Origin of the sequence: Kitasatospora sp. NPDC051853 (assembly GCF_044452665.1) — a bacterium.
Taxonomy (GTDB): domain Bacteria; phylum Actinomycetota; class Actinomycetes; order Streptomycetales; family Streptomycetaceae; genus Kitasatospora.
Map to the genome: position 1 here is coordinate 464,533 of NZ_JBITBY010000003.1, position 23,117 is coordinate 487,649.

General features: G+C 73.4%; 22 protein-coding genes, 1 tRNA gene and 1 riboswitch. Of the genes, 14 read left to right on the forward strand and 9 right to left on the reverse strand.

All coding sequences use genetic code 11. The features are described from left to right. Positions 1 to 141 precede the first annotated feature (141 nt). The 3 genes from ACIA8O_RS11105 to ACIA8O_RS11115 all read left to right on the forward strand — a co-directional run bounded on the left by ACIA8O_RS11105 (position 142) and on the right by ACIA8O_RS11115 (position 1,756). A complete protein-coding gene (locus tag ACIA8O_RS11105) occupies positions 142 to 630 on the forward strand; it encodes a GNAT family N-acetyltransferase (RefSeq protein ID WP_396293375.1) in 489 nt (162 codons plus the stop codon). A 69-nt stretch (positions 631 to 699) separates the two neighbouring features. After that, complete coding sequence (locus ACIA8O_RS11110) at positions 700 to 1,125, forward strand: PPOX class F420-dependent oxidoreductase (RefSeq protein ID WP_396293377.1); 426 nt, start codon at positions 700 to 702, stop codon at positions 1,123 to 1,125. A gap of 34 nt (positions 1,126 to 1,159) precedes the next feature. Further along, complete coding sequence (locus ACIA8O_RS11115) at positions 1,160 to 1,756, forward strand: flavodoxin family protein (RefSeq protein WP_396293378.1); 597 nt, start codon at positions 1,160 to 1,162, stop codon at positions 1,754 to 1,756. A gap of 7 nt (positions 1,757 to 1,763) precedes the next feature. Here the strand turns inward: ACIA8O_RS11115 and ACIA8O_RS11120 are convergent, their stop codons facing one another. Then, on the reverse strand, positions 1,764 to 2,495 hold the full coding sequence (locus ACIA8O_RS11120) for an aquaporin (RefSeq protein ID WP_396293379.1): 732 nt from the start codon (positions 2,493 to 2,495) through the stop codon (positions 1,764 to 1,766). Between the two features lie 172 nt (positions 2,496 to 2,667). On the opposite strand from ACIA8O_RS11120, the gene ACIA8O_RS11125 reads away from it, so the two are divergent. Next, positions 2,668 to 3,438 (forward strand): MerR family transcriptional regulator, encoded by a 771-nt coding sequence (locus ACIA8O_RS11125; RefSeq protein WP_396293380.1) that lies wholly within the window; start codon positions 2,668 to 2,670, stop codon positions 3,436 to 3,438. A gap of 4 nt (positions 3,439 to 3,442) precedes the next feature. Here the strand turns inward: ACIA8O_RS11125 and ACIA8O_RS11130 are convergent, their stop codons facing one another. Continuing rightward, positions 3,443 to 4,495, reverse strand: coding sequence for a helix-turn-helix domain-containing protein (locus ACIA8O_RS11130; protein ID WP_396293381.1), 1,053 nt, complete (start codon positions 4,493 to 4,495; stop codon positions 3,443 to 3,445). 139 nt (positions 4,496 to 4,634) lie between these two features. Between ACIA8O_RS11130 and ACIA8O_RS11135 the strand changes: the two genes are divergently transcribed. From ACIA8O_RS11135 to ACIA8O_RS11150, 4 genes are all read left to right on the forward strand, one after another. Next, on the forward strand, positions 4,635 to 5,099 hold the full coding sequence (locus ACIA8O_RS11135; protein ID WP_396293382.1) for a rhodanese-like domain-containing protein: 465 nt from the start codon (positions 4,635 to 4,637) through the stop codon (positions 5,097 to 5,099). Between the two features lie 170 nt (positions 5,100 to 5,269). Beyond that, positions 5,270 to 6,310, forward strand: coding sequence for a hypothetical protein (locus ACIA8O_RS11140; protein WP_396293383.1), 1,041 nt, complete (start codon positions 5,270 to 5,272; stop codon positions 6,308 to 6,310). A 100-nt stretch (positions 6,311 to 6,410) separates the two neighbouring features. After that, positions 6,411 to 7,055 carry an RNA polymerase sigma factor gene (locus ACIA8O_RS11145; RefSeq protein WP_396293384.1) on the forward strand — a complete coding sequence of 215 codons (645 nt, stop codon included), beginning with the start codon at positions 6,411 to 6,413 and terminating at the stop codon, positions 7,053 to 7,055. Continuing rightward, positions 7,052 to 8,386, forward strand: a complete 1,335-nt coding sequence (locus ACIA8O_RS11150) for a hypothetical protein (RefSeq protein WP_396293385.1) — start codon at positions 7,052 to 7,054, stop codon at positions 8,384 to 8,386. Before ACIA8O_RS11145 ends, ACIA8O_RS11150 begins: the two co-directional genes overlap by 4 nt. Positions 8,387 to 8,626: 240 nt before the next feature. Here ACIA8O_RS11150 and ACIA8O_RS11155 read toward each other — a convergent pair whose 3' ends face one another. After that, the gene (locus ACIA8O_RS11155; RefSeq protein ID WP_396293386.1) at positions 8,627 to 10,126 is read right to left on the reverse strand and encodes an aminopeptidase P family protein; all 1,500 of its coding nucleotides are present in this window, start codon (positions 10,124 to 10,126) and stop codon (positions 8,627 to 8,629) included. A gap of 154 nt (positions 10,127 to 10,280) precedes the next feature. Continuing rightward, positions 10,281 to 11,633: a PP2C family protein-serine/threonine phosphatase gene (locus ACIA8O_RS11160; protein ID WP_396293387.1), complete on the reverse strand. Its 1,353-nt coding sequence runs from the start codon at positions 11,631 to 11,633 to the stop codon at positions 10,281 to 10,283. Between the two features lie 462 nt (positions 11,634 to 12,095). On the opposite strand from ACIA8O_RS11160, the gene ACIA8O_RS11165 reads away from it, so the two are divergent. Beyond that, on the forward strand, positions 12,096 to 12,806 hold the full coding sequence (locus tag ACIA8O_RS11165) for a bifunctional DNA primase/polymerase (protein WP_396293388.1): 711 nt from the start codon (positions 12,096 to 12,098) through the stop codon (positions 12,804 to 12,806). Between the two features lie 156 nt (positions 12,807 to 12,962). Here the strand turns inward: ACIA8O_RS11165 and ACIA8O_RS11170 are convergent, their stop codons facing one another. From ACIA8O_RS11170 to ACIA8O_RS11185, 4 genes are all read right to left on the reverse strand, one after another. Then, positions 12,963 to 13,949, reverse strand: coding sequence for a DUF5926 family protein (locus tag ACIA8O_RS11170; protein ID WP_396293389.1), 987 nt, complete (start codon positions 13,947 to 13,949; stop codon positions 12,963 to 12,965). Positions 13,950 to 14,092: 143 nt separating this feature from the next. After that, on the reverse strand, positions 14,093 to 14,611 hold the full coding sequence (locus ACIA8O_RS11175) for an ATP-binding protein (RefSeq protein ID WP_396293599.1): 519 nt from the start codon (positions 14,609 to 14,611) through the stop codon (positions 14,093 to 14,095). 249 nt (positions 14,612 to 14,860) lie between these two features. Continuing rightward, the gene (locus tag ACIA8O_RS11180; protein WP_396293390.1) at positions 14,861 to 15,670 is read right to left on the reverse strand and encodes a glycerophosphodiester phosphodiesterase; all 810 of its coding nucleotides are present in this window, start codon (positions 15,668 to 15,670) and stop codon (positions 14,861 to 14,863) included. Between the two features lie 89 nt (positions 15,671 to 15,759). Next, a complete protein-coding gene (locus ACIA8O_RS11185) occupies positions 15,760 to 17,097 on the reverse strand; it encodes a purine-cytosine permease family protein (protein WP_396293392.1) in 1,338 nt (445 codons plus the stop codon). Further along, a riboswitch (TPP riboswitch) is annotated at positions 17,090 to 17,237 on the reverse strand. Its footprint overlaps the gene before it by 8 nt. Before the next feature lie 170 nt (positions 17,238 to 17,407). Between ACIA8O_RS11185 and ACIA8O_RS11190 the strand changes: the two genes are divergently transcribed. Both ACIA8O_RS11190 and ACIA8O_RS11195 read left to right on the forward strand, forming a co-directional pair. Then, positions 17,408 to 19,006: a S1C family serine protease gene (locus ACIA8O_RS11190; RefSeq protein WP_396293393.1), complete on the forward strand. Its 1,599-nt coding sequence runs from the start codon at positions 17,408 to 17,410 to the stop codon at positions 19,004 to 19,006. Between the two features lie 56 nt (positions 19,007 to 19,062). Further along, positions 19,063 to 19,150 (forward strand) — tRNA-Ser (locus ACIA8O_RS11195). Positions 19,151 to 19,215: 65 nt separating this feature from the next. Here the strand turns inward: ACIA8O_RS11195 and ACIA8O_RS11200 are convergent. Then, complete coding sequence (locus ACIA8O_RS11200) at positions 19,216 to 19,926, reverse strand: SDR family oxidoreductase (protein WP_396293394.1); 711 nt, start codon at positions 19,924 to 19,926, stop codon at positions 19,216 to 19,218. A 163-nt stretch (positions 19,927 to 20,089) separates the two neighbouring features. Here ACIA8O_RS11200 and ACIA8O_RS11205 point away from each other — a divergent pair, with 163 nt between their 5' ends. The 3 genes from ACIA8O_RS11205 to ACIA8O_RS11215 all read left to right on the forward strand — a co-directional run bounded on the left by ACIA8O_RS11205 (position 20,090) and on the right by ACIA8O_RS11215 (position 23,050). Continuing rightward, on the forward strand, positions 20,090 to 20,530 hold the full coding sequence (locus ACIA8O_RS11205) for a transketolase-like TK C-terminal-containing protein (RefSeq protein ID WP_396293395.1): 441 nt from the start codon (positions 20,090 to 20,092) through the stop codon (positions 20,528 to 20,530). 450 nt (positions 20,531 to 20,980) lie between these two features. Next, positions 20,981 to 22,189 (forward strand): 3-deoxy-7-phosphoheptulonate synthase, encoded by a 1,209-nt coding sequence (locus ACIA8O_RS11210; protein ID WP_396293600.1) that lies wholly within the window; start codon positions 20,981 to 20,983, stop codon positions 22,187 to 22,189. Positions 22,190 to 22,270: 81 nt separating this feature from the next. Continuing rightward, positions 22,271 to 23,050: a 2,3-dihydro-2,3-dihydroxybenzoate dehydrogenase gene (locus ACIA8O_RS11215; RefSeq protein ID WP_396293396.1), complete on the forward strand. Its 780-nt coding sequence runs from the start codon at positions 22,271 to 22,273 to the stop codon at positions 23,048 to 23,050. Positions 23,051 to 23,117: the final 67 nt, after the last annotated feature.

Sequence of the window (23,117 nt, forward strand, 5' to 3'; positions counted from 1 at the left end):
CTGGTGGGCCGGTGTGGGGGTGCCCTGCGGCGGGCTGAGGGCGGGCGATGGGGGGCCGGTCATACTGTCGTACTCGTGCGGGGGAATCCGCGCTGGGACCCGTCGGAGGGGCGGGCCTGGGCACTGATCACGGAGTTGGGGATGACGGACTTCACCATCGAGACCGCGCGGCTGCGGCTGCGCCCTTACACGGCCGAGGAGGCCGGGCTGGTGGCCGGGGGGACCGGCCGGTCGGCGGAGTGGAGCGCGGGGTACCCGCGGGAGGACGACCGGGACGTGGCGCGGATGTTCCTGGGCCTGCCGGCGGGCGAGCCGTTGTACGGGCCGCTGCAGATCGTGCTGCTGAGCACCGGTCAGGTGATCGGCGGCATCGGCCTCTTCGGCCCGCCGGACGAGGAGACCGGCACGGTGGCCTTCGGCTACGGCGTCGCCCCGGAGGCGGAGGGGCGGGGTTACACCACCGAGGCCGTCCGCGCCCTGCTCGACCGGGCCTTCGCGGAGGGCCGGGCCCGCCGCGCGGTGGCGGACACCACCCACGACAACCTCGGGTCGCAGCGGGTGCTGGAGAAGGCCGGTCTGCACCGCACCTCCTCCGACGAGGCCCTCCACTACTACGCCGTGGAGGCCTGACCCCGGCGCGGACGCGTCCGACCGGCGCGCCGGGTCCGTCCCGGCCGCCGGTTCGGCCACGATGGGGGCATGCCCCAGATGACCGAGCCCGAGTGGCGTGCCTTTCTCTCAGCCGGGACCAGGACCGGCAAGCTCGCCACCGTCCGGGCGGACGGCAGCCCGCACGTGGCGCCGGTCTGGTTCCTGCTGGAGGGCGACGAGCTGGTCTTCAACACCGGTGCGGAGACGGTGAAGGGCCGCAACCTGGCGCGGGACCCCCGGGCGGTGGTCTGCGTGGACGACGACCGGCCGCCGTTCGACTTCGTCACCGTCCGGGGCCGGGCGGGGCTCAGCGCGGACCTCGACGAGGTGCGGCACTGGGCGGGCCGGATCGCCGCCCGCTACATGGGGGAGGACCGGGCCGAGGAGTACGGGGCGCGCAACGGGGTGCCCGGTGAGCTGCTGGTCCGGATCGCGATCGAGAAGGTGGTCGCGGTGGCCCGGGTGGCCGACTGACCGGGCCCGCGGGGGCGCGCCGTACGATCGCCGGATGACCACCTCTTCCGCCGGATCCACCGTCCCCGAGAGCGGGCTGACGGACCGTCGCTTCCTCTTCCTGCTCGGCTCCGTCCGGGAGGACGGCAACTCCGAGCAGCTCGCCCGGCTGGCCGCCGAGCACCTCCCGGCCGGGGTCGAGCAGACCTGGCTCCGCCTGGAGGAGCTCCCGCTGGAGCCCTTCACCGACATCCGGCACACCGGAGACGGCACCTATCCGCCGCTCACCGGCCACGCCCTGACCCTCTTCGAGGCCACCGCCCGGGCCACCGACCTGGTGATCGTCTCCCCGCTCTACTGGTACACCCTCTCCACCAGCGTCAAGCTCTACTTCGACCACTGGTCCGGCTGGTTCCGCGTCCCGGGCTCCGACTTCCGCGCCCGGATGAAGGGCACCACCCTGTGGAGCGTCACCTCGCACTCGGGCGAGCGCTCCGACGTGGACCCGCTGATCGGCACCCTGAAGCTCACCGCCGACTACATGGGCATGCCCTGGGGCGGTGCCCTGCTCGGCAACGGCACCCGCCCGGGTGACGTGCACCGGGACGAGCTCGCGCTCGCCGAGGCGGAGAGCTTCTTCTCGGGCGTCTGAGGCCGGCTCAGCCCCGTAGTTCGGGGACGAGTTCGCGGGCGTCGTCCGGGGCCCGGTGACGGGAACGGCCGAACAGGACCGGTACCAGCGCCAGGCCCAGGACGGCGCCCGTGCACTGGGCGAGCACGAAGGCGGGGACGGAGCCGGGGGCGATGCCGGTGTAGGTGTCGCTCAGCGAGCGGGCCAGGGTGAGGGCCGGATTGGCGAAGCTGCCGGAGGGGACGGCCCAGCAGGCGGCGGCGATCCAGGCGGCCACCGCGACGGGGGCGTAGTGGCCCCGGCCGGTCCGGAGCAGGCCGAGGACCAGCAGCACCAGGCCGCCGGTGGCGACCGCCTCGGCCAGCCAGAGGTGCGGGCCGGAGAGGGGCTGCGAGGAGGCGGCCAGCACGGGCTGCCGGTGCATCAGGTTGGCCACGGCCGCTCCGGCCACGCCGCCGAGCAGCTGGGCGAGGACGTAGCCGCCCAGTTCGCGCAGGGTCAGGCCGGTGCGGCCGCGCCGGTCGGTCCACCAGGCGGCGGCCGAGACCAGCGGGTTGAGGTGGGCACCGGAGACCGGCCCCAGCAGGAGGATCAGCACGGCCAGCGCCAGCACCGAGGCCAGCACGTTGGCCAGGAACTGCACGCCGCCGTCGGCGCTCAGCGCGGTGGCCCGGATGCCGGAGCCGATCAGCACGGCTGCCAGTACGGCGGTGCCGAAGGCCTCGGCGGCCAGCCGCCGGGGCAGCGAGGGGGTGGTCATGCCGCCATGGTCGGGGTGCCCCGCTGAGCTGGACAATTGGCCGGTACGCCCAAGGCCGGCGGCCGTTCGGGGCCCGCGCTCGGAGACTCGTACGGCGTGCGCCCGCGTACCGGCTTGACCCTCACGCGACGTGAGGGCGGAGGCTGGGGCCAGTGAAGGAGGGAGTGCCGAGATGAGCGGCGAGTACTCGGTGGGGCAGGTCGCGGCCGTCGCCAAGGTGACGGTGCGGACCCTGCACCACTACGACGGGATCGGCCTGCTGTCGCCGTCCGGGCGGACCCCGGCCGGCTACCGGCGGTACCGGGACGAGGACCTGGACCGCCTGCAGCAGATCCTGTTCTACCGCGAACTCGGCTTCTCCCTCGAGGAGATCGCGGCCATCCTGGACGACGCCTCGGCCGGTCCGACCGAGCACCTGCGCCGGCAGCACGCGCTGCTGCAGGACCGGATCACCAGGCTCCAGGAGTTGGCCGCGGCGGTCGAACACGCCATGGAGGCGAGCACGATGGGCATTCAGCTGACCCCGGAGGAGAAGTTCGAGGTCTTCGGCCGGGACTACCAGGAGAGTTGGGAGGGCGAGGCCGAGCAGCGCTGGGGCGACACCGACGCGTGGAAGGAGTCCCAGCGACGCACTGCCCGCTACACCAAGGAGGACTGGGCCAGGCTCCAGCTGGAGCAGTCCGCGCTGAACGAGCGGATGGCCGCGGCGATGAACGCCGGGGTGGAGCCGGGCAGCGCGGACGGCATGGCGCTGGCGGAGGAGCACCGGCTGCAGATCACCGGGGCGTTCTACGACTGCGGCCACGAGATGCACCGCTGCCTCGGCGAGATGTACGTCGCGGACCCGCGCTTCACCGCCACGTACGACCAGGTGGCCCCCGGCCTGGCGCGCTGGCTGCGGGACGCGATCGTCGCCAACGCGGATGCGCACGCCGGGAGTTGAGCCCTCAGGCGACGCCCCGGCCGAAGGCCCGGCGGTAGGCGGTGGGGGAGGTCCGCATGGTGCGGCCGAAGTGGTGCCGGAAGGTCGCGGCGGACTCGAAGCCGACGGCCGCGGCGATCTCCTCCACCGTCCCCTCCGGGGACTCCAGCAGCGACAGGCTGGCGGCGATGCGCTGGGTGATCACCCAGCGCATCGGGCTGGTGCCGTTGCGGGCGGTGAAGTGGCGGAGGTAGGAGCGGTCGGACATCCGGGCGGCCCGGGCCAGCCGGGTGATGGTCAGCGGGGTGGCCAGGTGGTCCAGCGCCCACTGCATGGAACGGGCGATGCCGTCGTCCTCCTCCTCCACCGGGAGCACCGTGGCCTCGATGAACTGGGCCTGCCCGCCGTCCCGGTGGGGCGGCACCACGAAGCGGCGGGCCACCGTGTTGGCCACCTTGGCGCCGTGGTCGCTGCGCACCAGGTGCAGGCAGAGGTCGATGCCGGCCGCGCTGCCCGCGCTGGTGAGCACCGGGCCGTTGTCCACGTAGAGCACGTCGGGGTTGACCTTCACCGCGGGGTGGCGCTGCTGGAGCAGCTCGGCGTACCGCCAGTGGGTGGTGGCCTCCTGGCCGTCCAGCAGCCCGGCGGCGGCCAGCGCGAAGGCGCCGGAGCAGATCGAGACGATCCGGGCCCCGCGCTCGTGCGCGGTGCGCAGCGCGGCGACCAGCCCGGGGGAGACCTCGCCGCTGAAGGCGTTGGGCACCCCGACCACCATCACGGTGTCGGCGGCGGCCAGCTCGTCCAGCCCGTGATGGGCCATCAGGGAGAAGCCGCCGACCGCGCCGAGCAGCTGCCCGGGCCGGTCGGCGCAGATCTTCAGCCCGTACCAGGGCGCGGCCAGCAGCCCGGCCAGCTCCGGCCTGGCCAGGCCGAACACCTCGACCACCACGCCGAGTTCGAACGGGGCCATGCCGTCGAAGGCGTACACCGCGACGGTGTGCACCGGCTCGGGGCGGGGGCCGATGGTGACCTGGACGGGGCGGGCGGCGGCGTGGGGTGCGGCGGGCTGGTCGGCCATCGGTGCTCCTGGCGCGGCGGTGCGGGGTTGGCGGGATCTTGGCGAGTGTAGTCGTGGGCGCCACTGTCGGGGGCGGGTGTCCGGATCGGAAGATCGTCACGTCGGAAAGAGCGCACAACAGCCCACCGGGAGCCCAGAGATGACCACTGCCACCACCACCGCGACCTACCACGGTTCGCTCGGCGCCACCGTCTCCCCCGAGCGGGCCTTCGCCTTCCACGCCGAGCGCCTCGGCTGCCAGGCCGACCCGGCCGACGTCTGGTACGCGATGCGGGACGGCAAGCAGGACTTCACCGTGCTGGACGTCCGCGCCGAGGGCGCCCACCGCAAGGCCCACCTGCCCGGTGCGATCAGCCTGCCGATCGCCGAGATCACCGCCGAGCGGGTGGCCGAACTCCCGGCCGGGCTGCTGGTGGTCTACTGCTGGGGCCCCGCCTGCAACGGGTCGACCAAGGCCGCGATGAAGCTGGCCGCGCTCGGCCGCGAGGTCAAGGAGATGATCGGCGGCCTGGAGTACTGGGTCCGCGAGGGCTGGCCGACCGAGGGCCGGCGGCCGATCGACCCGAAGACCGCCACCCCGAACGACCTCGGCCTGGTCTGCTGACCCCTTCTGACCTGCGGTGATGTGCCGCGGAAAAAAGTTTTGAAGTCACCTGCAACCCCCTGGGGGGATGCACGTCTATCAGGGTGAGAGCAAGGGGAGCCGGGAGACGGCCCAGCCCGGCGGCTCTCGCCAATTGACGAAGCATCACACCGCCCGGGGGGACCTGCACCATGAAAACGCCCGTTTTCCGGCGTTTCGCGAAGAACATCACCATCTCGCTCGCCGCCCTGACCTCGCTCGGCCTGGCGGGCTGCTCCACCGCGCAGCCCGCCGCCCCGGCCGCCGCCGCACCGACCACCGCCGCGCCGCCGCAGCCCGCCGCCGCGAAGCCCGCCCTCGTGCAGCCCGTCGCGGTCAAGGACACCGGCGTGGTCGCCACCTTCGCCGGCATCGGCGAGGACACCCGCGCCCAGGTCGGCGGGGCCAAGGTCGCCTTCCAGGTGGTCTGGACGAACAACACCGGCAAGCGCGTCACCAACGTGATGCCGGTGGTCTCGGCCCAGGGCCACGAGGGCGACCCCTGCACCGAGATCATGCCGATGGTGCAGGTGGTGCGGGGCACCCTGGAGCGCAAGAACCAGAACGACTGGATCAAGACCGGCCTCTCCCAGGGCACCGGCATGGACCACGCCCTGAACGGCAGGGCCGGCCAGTTCGGGCTGAACCCGGGCGAGAGCCGCACCGTCGAGTACCGCTTCCAGCCGACGGCCGGGAACGGCACCGGCCGGCTGAACCTGGAGGCCCAGGCGTTCGACGGCACCACCGCCGACAGCACCTTCGGCCGGCTCGGCAAGTCCGTCGTGCAGCAGGTCCAGGTGGTCGACGCGCACCGCCCCACCGCCGCGCTGACCGGCGGGACCTCCACCCGGTCCGGTGAGAAGGTCTTCACCCTCCGGGGCGCCAACCGGACCGGCGCCACGATGGCGAAGGCCGCCCCCACCCTGCGGATGGTGGAGAAGAAGGACTCGGTCGGCGGGCTGCGCCCCGAGTACGTCGTCGCCCAGGTCGAGGACGGCAACGGCTGGCGCGAGCTGCCGGTCCGCGAGAACTGCGGCTGGGTCGAGGTCGACACCACCTCCCTGGCCGGGCCGCTCGCCGCCGGCGCGCAGCACGACCACACCTTCCGGATCGGCACCGGCCGTGCCCGGGACCTCGACTACGCCGCCGGCGCCGTCGGCGACCGGCACCCCAGTGCGCCCGTCACGTTCTGAGCCGGGCACAATCGCGCAGGTCAACAGCCATCCGAACAGACATTTGCCGTTGCGCCGCCCGCCGAGCGGGCCGTGCCGCGGGGGGAACGGAAGAGCAAGCATGTCCATAGCGATCGCACCCGCCCGGGGGTTCTCCGGCGCGGGTGTGCTCAGGGGGTTCCGGAAGCTGCTGTTCGGGGCGGAGGCCGCCGAGCCGTACTCCTCCGCCGAGACGAGTACCAACCTCAGGGTCGTCCGTGCGGGCGGCACTGGCGGCGAGCGGCCGACGCTCACCGAGCTCTACCACGCCCACCGGCTCGGCCTGGTGCGGATGGCGATCCTGCTGGTGGACCGTCAGGACCTGGCCGAGGACGTGGTGCAGGACGCCTTCACCGCGCTGTACCAGCGCCACGGCGAGAACCTCGACGACCTGGAGAACGCGCTCGGCTACCTGCGCACCTCCGTGGTGAACGGCGCCCGGTCCGTGCTGCGCCGCCGCAGGACCGCCCGCGACTACGTGCCGCCGCACGAGGCCGACGCCGCCTCGGCGGAGGAGCAGGCCGTCCTCAACGACGAGCACCGCCGGGTACTGGTGGCCCTGAAGGAGTTGACCCCGCGTCAGCGTGAGGTGCTGGTGCTGCGGTACTGGTCCGACTTCTCCGAGGCCCAGATCGCCGAGACCCTGGGACTCTCCCGGGGCGCAGTGAAGTCCACCGCAAGCCGGGCCCTGGACGCCCTGGAGAAGCAACTGGAGAAGGCCCGATGAGTGAGAAGCCGAGCGATACCGACCGGCTCGAGTCGCCGACCGAGCAACTGCTCCGGGCGGCCCTGGCCGCCCGCGCCGAGCAGGTGACGGCCCAGAACCTGCGCCCCGCCGCCCGGCCCATCCGGCGCATGCGCCGGATCCGCCCCTTCCACGTGGTCACCACCATCGCCATGTTCGGCCTGGCCGCCAGCCTCGCCATCGGCCTCCTCAACACCGGCGGCCACCCCGTCGCCCAGGACGTGGCCCCCGCCGTCACCGCCTCCGAGTCCCCCTCCCCGTCCCCGTCCCCGACGCCCACCGCGTCCCCGAGCGCCGAACTCTCCCCGAGTGGATCGGCGTCGGCCCCGGCGACCGAGACCGAGGCGCCGCCGGCCACGACCACCGCGGAATTCCGCAAGGTCAAGGTCGAGGTCCCGGCCGGCTGGACGGTCGACGACCGCGACAAGATCAGGCTCTGTCTGCGCACGCCCGGCACACCGGCCACGGCTCAGTGCCTGCCGAACGGCGTGATGATCACGGCTTGGGAGCCGGGCGAGGAGCAGTACTGGCCGAGTGAGGGATTCCTCGACTCCGACGGTGGCTGGTTCAACCAGCCGAACTGCTTCCTGGCGGACAACCCGAAGGCGCTTCCCGGGAACGGTTACGGGCTCATCGGGACCCCGGAGCGCTCGGTGGTGAAGATCGGCAGCCGTTACGCGAACAAGGTCCGCTGGCAGGTGGCCTGCGACACCACCAAGCGGTTCACCGCCCAGGGGTGGAGCTTCCACAAGGAGCAGGTGGTGGTCAACGCCAACGGCCTTCCGGCGGAGTACCAGGAGGACCTGGAGGCGATCGTGGCAGGCCTCGACCTGAGCGGACGCAAGGACCCGGGACACGGCACGGACGTGAAGGTCACCTTCGGCACGTCGACCGTGACCCAGGAGGGAGACGTGCGGATGGTGGCCTTCCCGGTCACCTGGAGCAACGTCAGTTCCACCACCTACGCCACGATCGAGCCGGTGGTGGCCGGCAAGGAGGGGGCCGACCCCGTGGACGCGGCGGCGGTGGCCAAGCAGCCCGTCGGCACGCTGGAGCGCAAGGACGGCACCCAGTGGAAGCAGCTGCCGATGCTCCGGATCGGGGGAGGCATGGACTACGCCATGTCGGGGCAGGACGCGGCCTTCCCGCTCGCGCCGGGCAAGAGCCGGACCATCACCTACCGGCTGAAGCTCACCAACGTCGGGCAGCTCGGCGGCTTCAAGATGGTCGGAGAGGCCTATCTCCCCACGGCGGCAGGGCAGTTCACGCCGGTCGGCAAGGTCGAGGACATCGTGAGCATGGCCAAGCGCTGAACCGCGGCGGGGGGGGGGGGGGGGCCGCGCCCCGCGGGGGGGGGGCGCCGGGCGGGGGGGGGGGGGGGGGGGGGGGGGGGGGGGGGGGGGGCGGCGCCCCCCCCGGGGGGGGCGGCCTCCCCCCCCCCCGCCCCCTCTCCTCCCCCCCCCCCCCCCCCCCCCCCCCCCCCGCCCCCCCCCCCCCCCCCCCCCCCCCCCCCCCCCCCCCCCCCCCCCCCCGCCGCGGGTGCTGACCTGGCGTCAGCCGGTGAGGCGGGCCATCCAGGCCTCGACCTCGTCGGCCTGGCGGGGGAGGCCGGCCGAGAGGTTCTCGTTGCCCTCGGCGGTGACCAGGATGTCGTCCTCGATGCGGACGCCGATGCCGCGGTACTCCTCGGGGACGGTGAGGTCGTCCTGCTGGAAGTAGAGGCCGGGCTCGACGGTCAGGCACATGCCGGGGACGAGGTCGGCGTCGACGTAGTCCTCGCGGCGGGCCTGGGCGCAGTCGTGCACGTCGAGGCCGAGCATGTGGCCGGTGCCGTGCAGGGTCCAGCGGCGCTGGAGGCCCAGCTCCAGGACCTTCTCGACGTCGTAGACGGAGGCGTCGAGCAGGCCCCAGGCCAGCAGGCGCTCGGCCAGCACGCGCTGGGCGGCGTCGTGGAAGTCGCGGAACCGGCCGCCCGGCTTCACCGCGGCGATGCCCGCCTCCTGGGCGTCGTAGACGGCGTCGTAGATCTTCCGCTGGAGTGGGGTGAAGGTGCCGTTGATCGGCAGGGTGCGGGTGACGTCGGCGGTGTAGAGGGTGTGGGTCTCCACGCCGGCGTCCAGCAGCAGCAGCTCGCCGGGGCGGACGTCGCCGTCGTTGCGGACCCAGTGCAGGGTGGTGGCGTGCGGGCCGGCGGCGCAGATGGAGCCGTAGCCGATGTCGTTGCCCTCGACCCGGGCGCGGCGCCAGAAGGTGCCCTCGATCCAGCGCTCGGAGGTGGCGACGGCCTGGCCGAGCTCGCGGACCACGTCGGTGAAGCCGTTGACGGTGGAGTCGCAGGCGGCGCGGAGCTGGGTGATCTCCCACTCGTCCTTGACCAGGCGCAGGCCGCTGAGGAAGGTCTTGAGCTCCTCGTCCTTCTCCTCGTCCAGCACCTCCGCCAGCCCGGCCTCCAGGGCGGCGTCGTACTTGCGGACCAGCCGGGTCGGGGCGGCCGGGGCGGCCTGGAGCTCCTCGACGGCCTTGCGGACGTCGCGGCAGGGCAGGCCGAGCAGCTGCTCGGCCTCGGTCAGGCTGTTGCGTCGGCCGACCCAGAGCTCGCCGTTGCCGTCCAGCCAGAACTCGCCGTTCTCGCGGTTCGACCGGGGCAGCAGGTAGAGGTGGAAGTCGTGGCCGCCGCCCTCGCGCGGCTCGCCGACCAGGATCGCGTCCTCGGTCTGGTCGCCCGTCAGGTGGACGTACTCGCTGGCGGCGCGGAAGGAGTACTCGGTGTCGTTGGCGCGGGTGCGCAGGTTGCCGGCCGGGACGACCAGGCGCTCGCCGGGGTACTCGGCGGAGAGCGCGGCGCGGCGGGCGGCCGCGTACGGGGCCTGGGCGACGGGCTGCAGGCCGCGCAGCTCGGTGTCGGCCCAGCCGGACTTCATCGAGGCCGCCAGCTCGTCGGAGATGTCGCCGTAGAGGCCGTTCTTACGGCCCTTGATCGGCTGCTCCTCGGCGTCCTCGCCTGCGGCACCCTCGGGGTTCTCGGCTGCCGCCGGGCTGCGGTCCTCGGTCACTACGTCGCCTCCTTGCGATGTGGTCCCGCCCTGGGCGCGTCGGATCGCGACGCACGTGGGGCGGCCGTCGGCCCCCATGGTACGTATCGCCACCGAACGGCTGAGCGGGCACCGTCAGGAGGTCCGGTACTCCGTCAGCCGTCCGGGGAGCGGATCAGTCGAAGCGGGCCGCCAGCAGCACCAGGTCGTCGGTGCCGCCGTCCGCCCCGGCGACGGCCAGCAGGTGGGCGCAGAGCCGGTCCGGATCGGCCCGCACCTCCCGGGGGGCGTCGGCGGCGGCCCGGCGCAGCGCGTTCTGCCCGGCGTGCAGGGTGGGGCCGCAGCGGCGGGCCAGGCCCTCGGTGTAGAGCACCAGCACGTCGCCGGGCGCGGCCTCGATCTCCACGCCGGGCGCCTCCCAGCAGCTGAGCATGCCGAGCGGGGCGGAGAGCGAGGTCTCCACGAACTCGGCGCCCTGACGGGTCACCAGCACCGGCGGGCAGTGCCCGGCCCCGGCCAGGGTGATCCGGCGCTCCTCGGGCTGCACCCAGGCGTAGAGCGCGGTGGCGGTGCGGGCCGGTTCGGTGGTCTTGAGCAGCAGTTCCAGGTCGCCGAGGACGGAGACCGGGTCCTCGCCCTCCAGCACCGCGTAGGCCCGCAGCGCGGCCCGGACCCGGCCCATCGCGGCGGCCGCGCCGGGCGCCGAGCCGGGGCCGGCGCCCAGGCCGTCGCCGGCCACGCTGCCGACGGTCAGGCCGAAGGTGCCGTCGGGCAGCGGGATGGCGTCGTACCAGTCGCTGCCGGCCGAGCGGTCCAGCGCGGCGGGCAGGTGGCGGGCGGCCATCCGCAGGCCGGCGCCGACCGGCAGGCGGTCCGGCAGCAGGCCCCGGCGGAGCGCTTCGGCCTGCTGCTCGGCGCGTTCCTGGTCCAGCTGACGGGCCAGCAGCTGGGCGGCGAACTCGCAGTACCGGCGGGCCAGCAGGCGGCGGCCCGGGTCGGGCTCGGCCGGTTCGTCGTAGAACCAGGCGGCCGCGCCCAGCGGGCCGTCCTCCGGGGTGGCCAGCGGAAGGGCGAAGCAGGCGCCCAGGCCCAGCTGCCCGGCCACCTCGCGGAACCGCGGCCCGGCCGCCGGGTCCTCGGCCAGGTCGGTGATCAGCAGCTGCCCGGGCTCGCCGGGGTGGCTCAACAGCCCGGCGAACGGGCCGTGTTCGGCCGGGACGGTCTCCAGCGCGCCGAGCTCGGCCCGGTCCAGGCCGAGGCCGACCGGCCGCCCGGCGCCCCGGGCGGTGGTGGTGATCAGGCCGCGCCGGGCGCCGAGCAGGGCGGCCCCGGAGGCCAGGACGGCGGCCAGGGTGCCGGCCAGGCCGCGCGCCCGGGTGAGCAGCTCGGTGTGCTCCTGGAGCACCGTGAGATCGGACAGCTGTCCGGCCAAACGGTCCTGCAGGTCGGCCGTTCCGCTGGTGGCCAGGAAGCCGAGGTCCGGCAGCACGGCGGTGGTCGCCGCTGCCGGTGGCTTGGCGTCGGTCATGCCCCAACTCCCCACACATTGGTACGTGTCACGCAGGACCCTCAGGACCGCCCAAAAGGATTGCCATGTCACTACTCGGCATCAATCCACCACTTGTACACAGGCCGAAAGGGGCATGTCCAGAATCGGGACAAGGCCGGATGGCTGGTTCTCGGCCGCTCCCACCTGCCCGGACGCGGCTCCCGGACGGGTGCCGGGGGTGATCCGGACCGGGCTGCTGCGGCCGACGGTCCGTCAGGTGCCGTCGGTGATCGTAGGGTTCCGCCGTCCGCGGTCCACCCGGGCCGGGCGTCACTCACCCGTACGGTGGAACCGGAGCCTCCCGAGGAGCGTCCGTCCGGTCGTATGCGGGATTCTCGTTCCGGGCCACACCGGCCCAGGCCCCGCCCCGGCCTGTCCCTAGAGCCTGTCCGGCCCAGCGGTCCAGGAAGCGGCCGCGGAAGCGGAAAGGAACGAGCGCCGATGCCATGGTCACGTCCCCGACGGGGCACTGCCGGAGTACGCGGTCCCGCCGGCGCCCGGGTCTGGCTGCGCTGGCCGGGCAGCCGGCGCCGGGTCAGGGCCGCGCTGCGCGGGGCCGCACTGGAGGCCGCCGCCCGGGGCTGGCCGGTGCTGCCGGGCGCGTCCCCGCTGCCGGGGCGGCCCGGGGCCTGCTCCGCTGCGGACCAGGACTGCCACTCGCCCGGCGCGCACCCGCACGATCCGCCGCTGGCGGCGGCCACCACCGATGCCCGGATGGTGAATTGGTGGTGGGAGCGGCGCAGCCCGGACGCCCCGGTGCTGCTGGCGACCGGGCGGACGGTGAGCGCGGTGAGCGTTCCGGCCGGGGCGGGGGCGCGGGCACTGGCCTGGTTCGACCTGATGGGCCTGCCGGTCGGCCCGGTGCTGGCGGGGCAGGGGCGGTACCTGCTGCTGGTCGCGCCGTACTCGCTGGCCGAGCTGGGCGAGCTGCTGGCCGAACAGCCGTGCGTGCCGGGGGTGATGCGCTACCACGGGCCGGACGGGTACCTGGTGCTGCCGCCCTCGCGGACCGGGGCCGGGTCCGGCTCGGTGCGCTGGGTCCGGCCGCCGGTCGGGGAGCGTCCCTGGCTGCCCGAGGTGGGAGGCCTGCTCGGCGCGCTGATCGCGGCGAGTTCGGCTGACGCCGCCTCAACTTCCCTCGGGAAACAGTGAATCCGGCCGCTGGCGACGGGGGATGCACCAGCGACCGGACTGTTTAAATGGTAACAAAGATCCTCGTCCGCGCCAATTTGTCCGAGGACTCCGTCACCTGGGGTTTCTTCCTCCGGGCGGCGAATGTGACCGGAGTCACTCCACCCGTCGGGGGCCTCAGTTGAGCGTCACCTGACGGTTCACCAGGTTGGCGCGGGCCTTGCGCTCCTCCGCGGTCAGCGGGGCCTCCGCGGCCAGCGCGCCGGCCAGCCGCTCGGCGAACGCGGCGGCGGGCGCCTCGCAGTCGGCGGCGGTCATCGACTGCGGCAGGTCCCAGACCGGCACCGTCAGGCCGTGCGCGCGGAACGAGCCGACCAGGCGGGTCTCCTCGCCCAGCGAGGACTCGCCGGCCGCGTCCAGCCGGGCCAGCGCGTCCAGCAGCTGCTCCTCCGGCACCGTCATCACCCAGCGCAGGTGGTTCTTGTCGGCCGCGGCGCACCAGTACGAGGACGCCACGCTGGAGATCTTCTCGGTCGGGATGGCCGAGGCGTTGGCCCGCTCCAGGGAGGCGGCCACCTCGCCCTCGGCGGCCTCGGCGTCCTCCAGCCAGAACTCGAAGCCGGTGAACACCTCGGGGGTGAACTCGGCCTCCAGGTCCAGCAGTTCCTGCAGGCGGCGGCCGCCGGGCACGGTCCGGCGGGCCGGCACCGGGGTGCCCGGCTCGGTGGCCAGGGCCAGCTCCAGGGCGTCCGCCAGGTCACGGCTCAGGTCGCCGGAGGAGGACTGGGTCTGCAGGCCGAGCAGGATCGAGCCGTCCTGGCGGCGCAGCGCGGGCCAGGCCAGCGGCAGCACGGTGGCCAGGGTGACGGACGGGACCGGGCCGTTGGCGGTGTCGGCCACGCCCTTGGCCAGGGTCAGCGGCACGGTGGCGGCGGGCACCAGCTCGCGCAGCGCGACCCAGTCGGCCTCGCCGGGCAGGCCCTCGAACGGGCGGTGCACCAGCTCCTGGACGGCGTGTGCGGCCTCCCGGCCGTGGCAGGCCTTGTACCGGCGGCCCGAGCCGCAGGGGCAGTCCTCACGGGCTCCCACCACCGGGATCTCGCCCGAGGTCAGGGTGGTGGACGGACGGCGCTGCGGCGACTTCTTCGCGGCCTTCTTGGCCATGGTGCGGCTCCCGGTACGGCGATTGGCTTGCCCCGGAAGCCTACTGAGCTTTCGGCGGGTGCCGCGTCCGTGTCGCGCCGCAGGGCCCGGACGGGGTGTCGGGCGAGGTGTCGGGCGGGGGCGGGCGGTGCGCGCCGCGGTGGTCAGGCGGTGCGTGCCCCGCGGTCGGGGTGGAGGGCCAGCGCGGCCCAGACCGTCACCTGCCCCGGGGCGTCCCGCACCCCCCAGTCGACGGCCAGCCGCCCGACGATGGCCAGGCCGCGCCCGCCGCGTGCGGTGAGCGAGGGCCGGGCCGGGAGCGGCCGGGTGGCCGCGCCGCCGTCGGTGACCTCCAGGGTGAGCGAGCCGTCCCCGGGCAGCCGCCAACGGACCGTCACCCCTTCGGGTTCGCCGTCCTCGCCGCACCCCGCCCCGACCAGGACCGGGGCCGGGTAGCCGCCCGGCGCGTCGTCCTTGAGGTCGGCCAGCCGGCCCAGCGGGCGGGCGTAGCGACAGGAATTGCTGAGCAGTTCGGACAGGATCAGGACCGCGTCGTCGATCACCGTCTCGTCGACCGAACGGTCACCCAGATCGCTGCGCAACCGGCGTCGTGCCGCTCCGACTCCGGCGGGCCCGTGCGGCACCGCCATGGTCGATGAAGTCGGCACCTCGTGTGCCACCATCAACGCCACCCCCGGACCTCCTTCAGCATTCGCCGAGGGATGGATGCCCCTTGGTAATGCGTCGGAAACGGGCGTTCACCGATCGCGGCGCGACATTAACGGCCTTCGTAACTCGCGGTGGGCACATGGTGATTGGCTGCTCACGGAACGTCGTGAAAACGACCGGAATTGGACACTCCAGGTGCTTTGCGCCGCAGTTCACGCCCGTTCACAACCCCGCGCGGGCGAATACCGGCCGACTTGACGTACTTATCGGCCGAGTTGACTCAGAACCGCGCGCGGACGGTTGGTGATGATGGCCTCGACGCCCAGTTCCAGGCAGAGCTCGACATCGGCCGGCTCGTCCACGGTCCACACGTGCACCCGGTGCCCGGCCCGGCGCAGCGCCGGCACCAGCCCGGGGTTGGCCCGCACCAGCTCGATCCCGGGGCCGGCGATCCGGGCCCCGCCGGGCAGCACCCGGGTGCGGCCGATCAGCGGCAGGCGGCGCTCCAGCAGGTAGACGGTGGGCACCGAGGGGGCGGCCCGGCGGACCCGGTGCAGCGAGAGCTCCGAGAAGCTCATGATCCGGACGGTGGACTCCTCCGGGCTGTCCGGCAGCAGGCCGAAGCGGGCCAGCTGGCGGAGCAGTTCGGCCTCGGTCCGCCCGGCGTACCGGGTCGGGTGCTTGGTCTCGATGGCCAGCTCGATCCGGCGGCCGGCGTCCACCGCCAGCTCCAGCAGCTGCTCCAGGGTGAGCACCGGGCTGGGCTCGGGGGCCTCGGGGTGCTTCCAGGAGCCGAAGTCCATCGCCTCCAGCTGAGCCAGCGTCAGGGCGGAGACCGCGCCCCGGCCGTCGGAGGTGCGGTGCACGGTGCGGTCGTGGACGCAGACCAGCTTCCCGTCGGCAGTCAGCCGGACGTCGCACTCCAGGCCGTCCGCGCCCTCCTCGATCGCCAGCCGGTACGCGGCGAGGGTGTGCTCGGCGCGGGCCGCGGAGGAGCCGCGGTGGGCGATCACCCGGACCGCCGCGCGATCAGGGGTGTTCGTCGAGGTCAAGGCCTGGTCCCGGGTGTCCACGCGGACCACCCTACGAGGCGGCCGGTGGCCGTCGGCCGCCGCCACGGGAAACTCCGGGTGAAGTCCCCGTGGCGGCGGTGCGGCTCCGGTTACTTGCGGGGCTGGACCGCGAGGGTGGCCAGGCCGGCCACCAGGAAGGCGAACAGCGAGGCCGAGGTCCAGGCCTGCGGGGTGAAGCCGACCGAGGACTGCAGGTCCTGCCAGAAGCCCTGCCAGCCGTCGATCGCGGTCGGCGCGATGAACTGGTAGGTGACGAAGCCGAGCGCCCACGGCAGCAGCATCAGCGGGCGGGCCGGCGCGTCCTCGTCCAGGTTCCAGCCGCGCCGGCCGGTGCCCAGGAAGTAGTCGGCCGCCAGCACCGCGAACATCGGCACGAAGACCGCGCCGATCAGGCCGAGGAAACCGTAGTAGGAGGCGGTGAACTCCTCGGTGTTCAGCGCCAGCACCGTCACCAGCGCGCCGATCCCGCCGGTCAGCAGGCGGCGGTCCACCTTCGGCAGCAGGTTCTGCACCGACATCGCGGTGGAGTAGACGTTGGCGAAGGACTGGTCGGTCTCCCGGATCACCAGCACCAGCAGGAAGGCCCAGCCGGCCGCGACGCCGGTGAAGGAGGAGAAGATCCGGGTCGCGTCTCCGTCGGACTGCAGCAGTGCCACCACGCCGAGCAGGTAGCACCAGACCTGCGCCAGCGAGTAGCCGGAGAAGGTGGCCCAGTAGGCGGAGGAGGAGCTGCGGGCGTGCCGGGTGTAGTCGGCGGCCAGCGGCACGAAGGAGATCGAGACCGCGATGATCGCGTCGGTCGCGGTCAGGAAGCCGGTCCAGTTGCCCGCACCGGGGTTCGGCACGCCCTGGCGGACCAGCTGGACGGTGAAGTACACCATCGCGACGCCCACCGCGATGGTGACGTACTTGCGCAGCACCGCGATCGAGCCCAGCGGCCAGATGGTCAGCACCGTGGTCAGCACCCCGGCCAGCAGCACGAACAGCCACTGCCAGCCCTGGGTGCCCGTCACCTCCTGGGCGCCCATCGCGATCACCAGCAGCTCGTACACGCCCCAGCCGATGCACTGCGCGATGTTCAGCACCGTCGGCACGTACGACAGCTTGGTGCCGAACAGGCCGCGGAGCAGGGCCATCGCGGGGGCGCCGGTGCGGGCACCGATCAGGGCGGCGACGCCCAGCATCGAGGTGCCGATCGCGGTGCCGGCCACCGTGGCGGTGACCGCGGCGGCCAGCGAGAGCTCGGCGCCCTTGACGCCGATCACGGTGGCGGCGCTGGTGAAGCCGATCAGGCTGACGCCGAGGTTGGCCCAGAGCGAGAACAGCGCCCGGAAGTCCAGCGTGCGCGGCGGCGCCGTGTCGAGGACCAGGGGCGCCTCGGCTCTCGCGGAGACGTCTTGGACAGGGGAAGGCGAAGCAGCCGTCATGGCCGAAGCTCCCTACGCCGGCATTACCCGGACAGGTTCGAGCGGTCTGCGCTCCCTCGCCGCACGGCCAGCTCCTGCATGGCGTACGGTCGTTCCGCGCACTCTCAGCCTGGACGGTCCAAGCTCCCGCGTGTCAGTTTGGAGCGCCAGGCTAGCCGCAGGACCGTCGAACACCAAGGCGGGGCCCAAGGCGTGGGATGTCGGGAACGGCTAAGGATTCTCACCAATCCTTCAGAACGCTCCTTACGACAACTGAATCGGACATGCGGAAAACTGTGGCCCAAGGTCCTGTCAGCTATGGAGGTCGTCCGTGAGCAGCGAGCACGTGAGTGGGGCCAACGGCCCCGAGGAGGAGCGCACCTCCGCGGCGCCCGCCGACACGGTGGCCCTCGGCAAGGTGCCCCCGGCACCCTCTTACCTGGACGCCCCGCCGCCGGTGCTGCCGCCCGCGCCCGCCACCCCGCCGGCCCCGCCCGCCGCCGCGCCGCCCGCTCCGTCCTACCTGGACGCGCCGCCGCCGGCCGTGCCGGCCGCCGCCCCGGCCCAGGCTCCCGTCGCGGCCGACAACCCGTACGCGGTCCCGGCCGCTGCCCCGGCTCCGGCCGCCGCCCCGCTCCCGCCGGCCGCGGACCCGCACGCCCACGCCCACCCGCAGCCGCAGGCGCACCCGCACCCCTTCGGCGCCGGCACCCCGCTCGGCGGCTGGGCCACCCCGCCCGGTGGCGGCGGCCCCGGTCTGCCCGGGTACCCGGAGTTCCCCGGCGCGGCCACCCCGGCGCCCGGCCGCAAGCGCGGCGGCCTGATCGCCCTGGTCGCGGCCGTCGCCCTGCTGGCCGGTCTGGCCGGCGGCGCGATCGGCGTCTCGGTCGCGGACCGGAACGGCACCACCTCGTCCTCCTCCGGCCGGGGCTCCAGCACCACCGTGCAGGCCAGCCAGAACCAGCAGGCGGTCAACCGGGCCCCCGAGTCGGTGGCCGGCATCGCCAACAAGGCGCTGCCGAGCGTCGTCACCATCAAGGCGCAGGGCTCCGGCGAGTCCGGCACCGGCACCGGCTTCGTCTTCGACACCGAGGGCCACATCCTCACCAACAACCACGTGGTGGCCCCGGCCGCCAGCGGCGGCAAGCTGACGGTCCGTTTCTCCGACGGCTCCTCCTTCGCCGCCTCGGTGGTCGGCCGGGCCCAGGGCTACGACGTCGCGGTCATCAAGCTCGACAACCCGCCCAAGGACAAGCTCGTCCCGCTCGCCCTCGGCGACTCGGACAAGGTCGCGGTCGGCGACGCCACCATCGCGATCGGCGCCCCGTACGGCCTGGAGGGCACCGTCACCACCGGCATCGTCAGCGCCAAGGACCGCCCGGTCGCCTCCGGCGACGAGACCAGCGCGCAGGCCTCCTACATGAACGCGCTGCAGACCGACGCCTCGATCAACCCGGGCAACTCCGGCGGCCCGCTGCTCGACGCCTCCGGCGCGGTGATCGGCATCAACTCGGCGATCCAGTCGAACAGCAGCGGCTCCGGCCGGGCCGGCTCGATCGGCCTCGGCTTCGCCATCCCGATCAACCAGGCCAAGCGCGTCGCCGGTGACCTGATCGCCAACGGCACCCCCGTCTACGCGATCCTCGGCGTGCTCCGCAACGACGACTACAAGGGCGACGGCGCCCAGATCCAGACCTCCTCCGTCCAGGGCAAGCCCGCCGTCACCCCCGGTGGCCCCGCCGACCAGGCCGGCCTCAAGCCGGGCGACGTCATCACCAAGCTCGGCGGCCACGTCATCGACAGCGGCCCGACCCTGGTCAGCGAGATCTGGACCTACAAGCCGGGTGACAAGGTCGAGGTCGAGTACACCCGCGACAACAAGACCGCCAAGACCACCGTCACCCTCGGCGAGCGCAAGGGCGACAACTAGGACCCCGGAAGGGTGTGCACGGATCCCCCCGGGAACCGTTAGGCTGACCTCCGCCTGGAGAGTTGCCCGAGCGGCCTAAGGGACCAGTCTTGAAAACTGTCGTGGCGTGACCCGTCACCGTGGGTTCAAATCCCACACTCTCCGCCGCACGAAGGCCCCCGACCGGGGAACCGGTCGGGGGCCTTCGGTTTCGGCGGGTTGACGCGGGGTCAGATCAGCAGGCCGCCGCTGACCTCCAGGCGCTGGCCGGTGGTCCAGCCGGCGGCGGGGGAGGCGAGGAAGGCGACCATCTCGGCGATGTCCTCGGGGGAGGGGAGCGGCAGGTCGTCCGTCTCGGTGGCGACGTGGCCCGGGGCGACGGTGTTGACGGTGATGCCGCGCGGGCCGAGGTCCTTGGCCAGGGCCAGGGTGAGCGCCTCCAGGGCGCCCTTGGTCATCGCGTAGCCGATCGACTCGGGGACGGCGACCCGGGTGGCGGCGGAGGAGATGTTGACGATCCGTCCGTCCTCGCGCAGGTCGGGCAGCAGCCGCTGGATCAGCAGCAGCGGCGCGCGGGTGTTCACCAGGTGCAGCCGGTCGTAGTGCTCGGCCGAGAGTTCGGCCAGGTGGCCGCCGCCGGTGAGCGAGGCGTTGTTGACCAGGACGTCCAGGCCGCGCTCGGCGCCGGCGGCGGCGAGCGCCTCCCAGAGCCGTGTGCAGAGCAGGGCGTGCCCGTCGGGCTCGGCGAGGTCGGCGCCGACCGTGACGGCGCGTCCGCCGTCCTTCTCGATCAGGCGCACCGTCCCGTCGGCGGCGTCCTCGTCCGCCCCGTAGTGGACCACCACCAGCGCGCCGTCGGCGGCCAGCCTGCGGGCGATGCCCCGGCCGATCCCCCGGCTGGCACCGGTGACGAGTGCGGTCTTGCCCTCCAGCGCTCCCATCGGAGCCCCCTCCCCGGTCGGATACCTGTCGCGGAGATCCAACCACAGTGGGGCGACCGCCATGTGACGGAGTGACAGAAGTGCGATTGTCGCCCCGGGGTAGTGGGCGGAGAGTCGTCGGTACGGTGTGGGCGCGGCTTCGACGGAGAGGCAGGCACGGGCGATGAGCATCCTGGGCGAGGACACCCCGGCGGTCCGCGGCGGTCACGTGCTGGCGGAGGCGTCCGGCGGCCGGCCGGAGGTGGTCCTGATCGCGGACGGCGGCGAGGAGCCGGTGGCGCTGCGGGCCCGGGAGATCCTGGAGGCGGAGGGGTCGCCGACCCGGGTGGTGTCGATGCCCTGCCCGGCCCGGTTCGAGCGCCAGGGGCGGGAGTACCGGGAGCGGGTGCTGCCGCGGGAGGCCGTGGTGCGGGTCTCGGTCGGCGCGGGTGCCTCGCTGGGCTGGTACGCGCTGGCCGGCCAGGCCGGTGCGCCGGTCGGCCTGGCCGGGGCGGGCCTGGCCGCGCCGTACCAGACGCTGTACGAGCAGGTGGCCTTCGCCGCCGAGCGGGTGGCCGCGCAGGCCCGGCAGGGCCTGGCGAAGGCGCGTGACCGCGCAGCCTGACCGCGCAGCCTGACCGCGCCGCCTGACCGTCACCGCCGCGTTCCGTCCGCACGTCATGAGAGCGCCGTCCGGCCTGGCCGGGCGGCGCTCCGTCGTTCCCGCCCTCGCCGGCGATCTGACGCAGTACCGGGCCCAGTGCCTCAGGAGAGGGCGATGTGGCGAAGTGCCCCACCGACGCCAGTGAATTCGGAAATCCCGATGGCTGAAATTTCGACGGCGACCCGTCAATTCTGAAAACAATCCAACCGGGCGGTTCCTAGTGACATGGATCCGGCCACCTGACGGAGTGTCAAAGTCGCCGTTGACCAGCAACTTTGCGTTACTCAAACTCAAGTAAAGGTTGCCTTCCGCACTGAATCCGCAACATTGTCCGGGTATTCGGCAGCCGCTCTTTCCGGGCAAATGGAAAAGAATTCATGACCACGGAGGTTCTGAGTGAGTAGCGACGTCATGGCGGCGCAGTCGGCTCCGGCCGGTCCGCCGCTCTCGGAGAGCGAACTCCAGTACTGGAAAGCGCTCCCGGCCCAGCAGCAGCCTGCCTGGGAGGACGCCGAGCAGCTGTCCCGGGTGACCGCCGAGCTGTCCGACCGCCCGGGTCTGGTCACGCCGGCGGAGCTCGCGGAGCTGCGCGGTCTGCTCGCCGAGGTGGCCACCGGCCGCCTCCAGGTCGTCCAGGCCGGCGACTGCGCCGAGGACCCGGCGGAGTGCGAGCCGGGCTATGTGACCCGCAAGGTCGGCCTGCTGGACGCGCTGGCCGGGGTGGTCTCGATGAACACCCTGCGCCCGGTGCTGCGGATCGGCCGGATGGCGGGCCAGTTCGGCAAGCCGCGTTCGAAGCCCACCGAGACCGTCGGCGGGGTCGAACTCCCGGTCTACCGCGGGCACATGGTGAACAGCCCCGAGCCCGACCCGGAGCTGCGCCGCCCGGACCCGACCCGTCTGCTGGCCGGCTACGACGCCGCCGCCCAGGCGTTCGGCGCGCTGCGCGAGCGCAGCGACGCCGGCCTGGCCGCGGCCGGTGCCCCGGTGTGGACCAGCCACGAGGCGCTGCTGCTCGACTACGAGGTGCCGATGCTCCGGCGCACCGACGACGGCCGGCCCTACCTGGCCTCCACCCACCTGCCGTGGATCGGCGACCGGACCCGCCAGCTGGACGGCGCGCACGTGGCGCTGCTGGCCACGGTGGCCAACCCGGTGGCCTCCAAGGTCGGTCCGAGCATGAGCATCGAGGACCTGCTGACGCTCTGCCGCACGCTCGACCCCGAGCGCGAGGCCGGCCGGCTGGTGCTGATCGCCCGGATGGGCGCCGACAACGTCGCCGACAAGCTGCCGGCGATGGCGGCGGCGGTCAAGGCCGAGGGGCACCCGGTGGTCTGGCTGACCGACCCGATGCACGGCAACACCGTGAACGGGCCGGGCGGTCTGAAGACCCGTCTGGTGGAGACCGTGGTCCACGAGGTGCGCGCGTTCCAGGACGCGCTGCTCAGCGTCGGCGCGGTCCCGGGCGGTCTGCACCTGGAGACCACGCCGGACGACGTGACCGAGTGCGCCCGGGACGAGCACCAGCTCGCCCGGATCGGCGAGAAGTACACCAGCTTCTGCGACCCCCGGCTCAACCCGGAGCAGGCACTTGAAGTCGCGGCTGCCTGGCGGGGCTGATCGGGCCCACCGCCCCCCTTACTACCGGCCGACAACGGTCGATCATCCTCGATCTTTGGGGTCGTCATGAGCATTCACGGAATGGAAAACAAGGTCGCGATGGTCACCGGCGCGGCCGGCGGCATCGGTGAGGCGGTCGTCCGAGGGCTGGTCGAGCGAGGTGTGACGGTCGCCCTGGTCGACCGGAACGGTGACCGGCTGGAGGAGATCGCCAAGGAGCTGCGGAACGCGGGCGGGCGGGCGGAGGCGTTTCCGGCCGACGTGACCAGCAGCACCGATGTCGAGGACGTGGTGGACGCCATCGAGCAGCAGCTCGGTGGGATCGACTACCTGGTGAACGGGGCCGGCGTGCTCCGGCTCGGTCCGGCCAAGGAGTTGACCGACCAGGACTGGTCGACCACCTTCGCGGTCAACACCACCGGGGTGTTCTTCATCTCCCGTGCGGTGGTCAACCGGATGGTCGAGCGCGGCCGGAAGGGCGCGATCGTGACGGTGGCGTCCAACGCCGCCGGCACCGCGCGGGTGGACATGTCGGCGTACGCGGCCTCCAAGGCGGCGGCCACCATGTTCACCAAGTGCCTGGGCCTGGAGGTCTCCAAGTACGGCATCCGCTGCAACGTGGTGGCGCCGGGCTCGACCGACACCCCGATGCTCACCGCGCTGTGGTCCGACGGCGACGACAGCGCCAGCCGGGCCTCGATCGAGGGCGTGGCCGAGGTCTTCCGGGTGGGCATCCCGCTCGGGCGGATCGCCCAGCCCTCGCACATCGCGGACGCCGTGCTCTTCCTGCTCTCGGACCAGGCCGCGCACATCACCATGCACGACCTCACCGTCGACGGCGGCGCCGCTCTCGGGCACTGATCAGGGGCCGGCGCCCCACCGCCGGCTGACCGGGCTGCGGGCCGTCCCACCGGCCCGCAGCCACTCC

Bases quoted from the DNA above. Each gene is read 5' to 3' on its own strand.
- ACIA8O_RS11160 (WP_396293387.1), bottom strand. From the start codon at position 11,633: ATGACCGACGCCAAGCCACCGGCAGCGGCGACCACCGCCGTGCTGCCG.
- ACIA8O_RS11115 (WP_396293378.1), top strand. From the start codon at position 1,160: ATGACCACCTCTTCCGCCGGATCCACCGTCCCCGAGAGCGGGCTGACG.
- ACIA8O_RS11200 (WP_396293394.1), bottom strand. From the start codon at position 19,926: ATGGGAGCGCTGGAGGGCAAGACCGCACTCGTCACCGGTGCCAGCCGG.
- ACIA8O_RS11110 (WP_396293377.1), top strand. From the start codon at position 700: ATGCCCCAGATGACCGAGCCCGAGTGGCGTGCCTTTCTCTCAGCCGGG.
- ACIA8O_RS11210 (WP_396293600.1), top strand. From the start codon at position 20,981: ATGGCGGCGCAGTCGGCTCCGGCCGGTCCGCCGCTCTCGGAGAGCGAA.
- ACIA8O_RS11140 (WP_396293383.1), top strand. From the start codon at position 5,270: ATGAAAACGCCCGTTTTCCGGCGTTTCGCGAAGAACATCACCATCTCG.
- ACIA8O_RS11215 (WP_396293396.1), top strand. From the start codon at position 22,271: ATGGAAAACAAGGTCGCGATGGTCACCGGCGCGGCCGGCGGCATCGGT.
- ACIA8O_RS11125 (WP_396293380.1), top strand. From the start codon at position 2,668: ATGAGCGGCGAGTACTCGGTGGGGCAGGTCGCGGCCGTCGCCAAGGTG.
- ACIA8O_RS11135 (WP_396293382.1), top strand. From the start codon at position 4,635: ATGACCACTGCCACCACCACCGCGACCTACCACGGTTCGCTCGGCGCC.
- ACIA8O_RS11175 (WP_396293599.1), bottom strand. From the start codon at position 14,611: ATGGTGGCACACGAGGTGCCGACTTCATCGACCATGGCGGTGCCGCAC.
- ACIA8O_RS11120 (WP_396293379.1), bottom strand. From the start codon at position 2,495: ATGACCACCCCCTCGCTGCCCCGGCGGCTGGCCGCCGAGGCCTTCGGC.
- ACIA8O_RS11165 (WP_396293388.1), top strand. From the start codon at position 12,096: ATGCCATGGTCACGTCCCCGACGGGGCACTGCCGGAGTACGCGGTCCC.
- ACIA8O_RS11150 (WP_396293385.1), top strand. From the start codon at position 7,052: ATGAGTGAGAAGCCGAGCGATACCGACCGGCTCGAGTCGCCGACCGAG.
- ACIA8O_RS11105 (WP_396293375.1), top strand. From the start codon at position 142: ATGACGGACTTCACCATCGAGACCGCGCGGCTGCGGCTGCGCCCTTAC.
- ACIA8O_RS11145 (WP_396293384.1), top strand. From the start codon at position 6,411: ATGTCCATAGCGATCGCACCCGCCCGGGGGTTCTCCGGCGCGGGTGTG.
- ACIA8O_RS11170 (WP_396293389.1), bottom strand. From the start codon at position 13,949: ATGGCCAAGAAGGCCGCGAAGAAGTCGCCGCAGCGCCGTCCGTCCACC.
- ACIA8O_RS11185 (WP_396293392.1), bottom strand. From the start codon at position 17,097: ATGACGGCTGCTTCGCCTTCCCCTGTCCAAGACGTCTCCGCGAGAGCC.
- ACIA8O_RS11205 (WP_396293395.1), top strand. From the start codon at position 20,090: ATGAGCATCCTGGGCGAGGACACCCCGGCGGTCCGCGGCGGTCACGTG.
- ACIA8O_RS11130 (WP_396293381.1), bottom strand. From the start codon at position 4,495: ATGGCCGACCAGCCCGCCGCACCCCACGCCGCCGCCCGCCCCGTCCAG.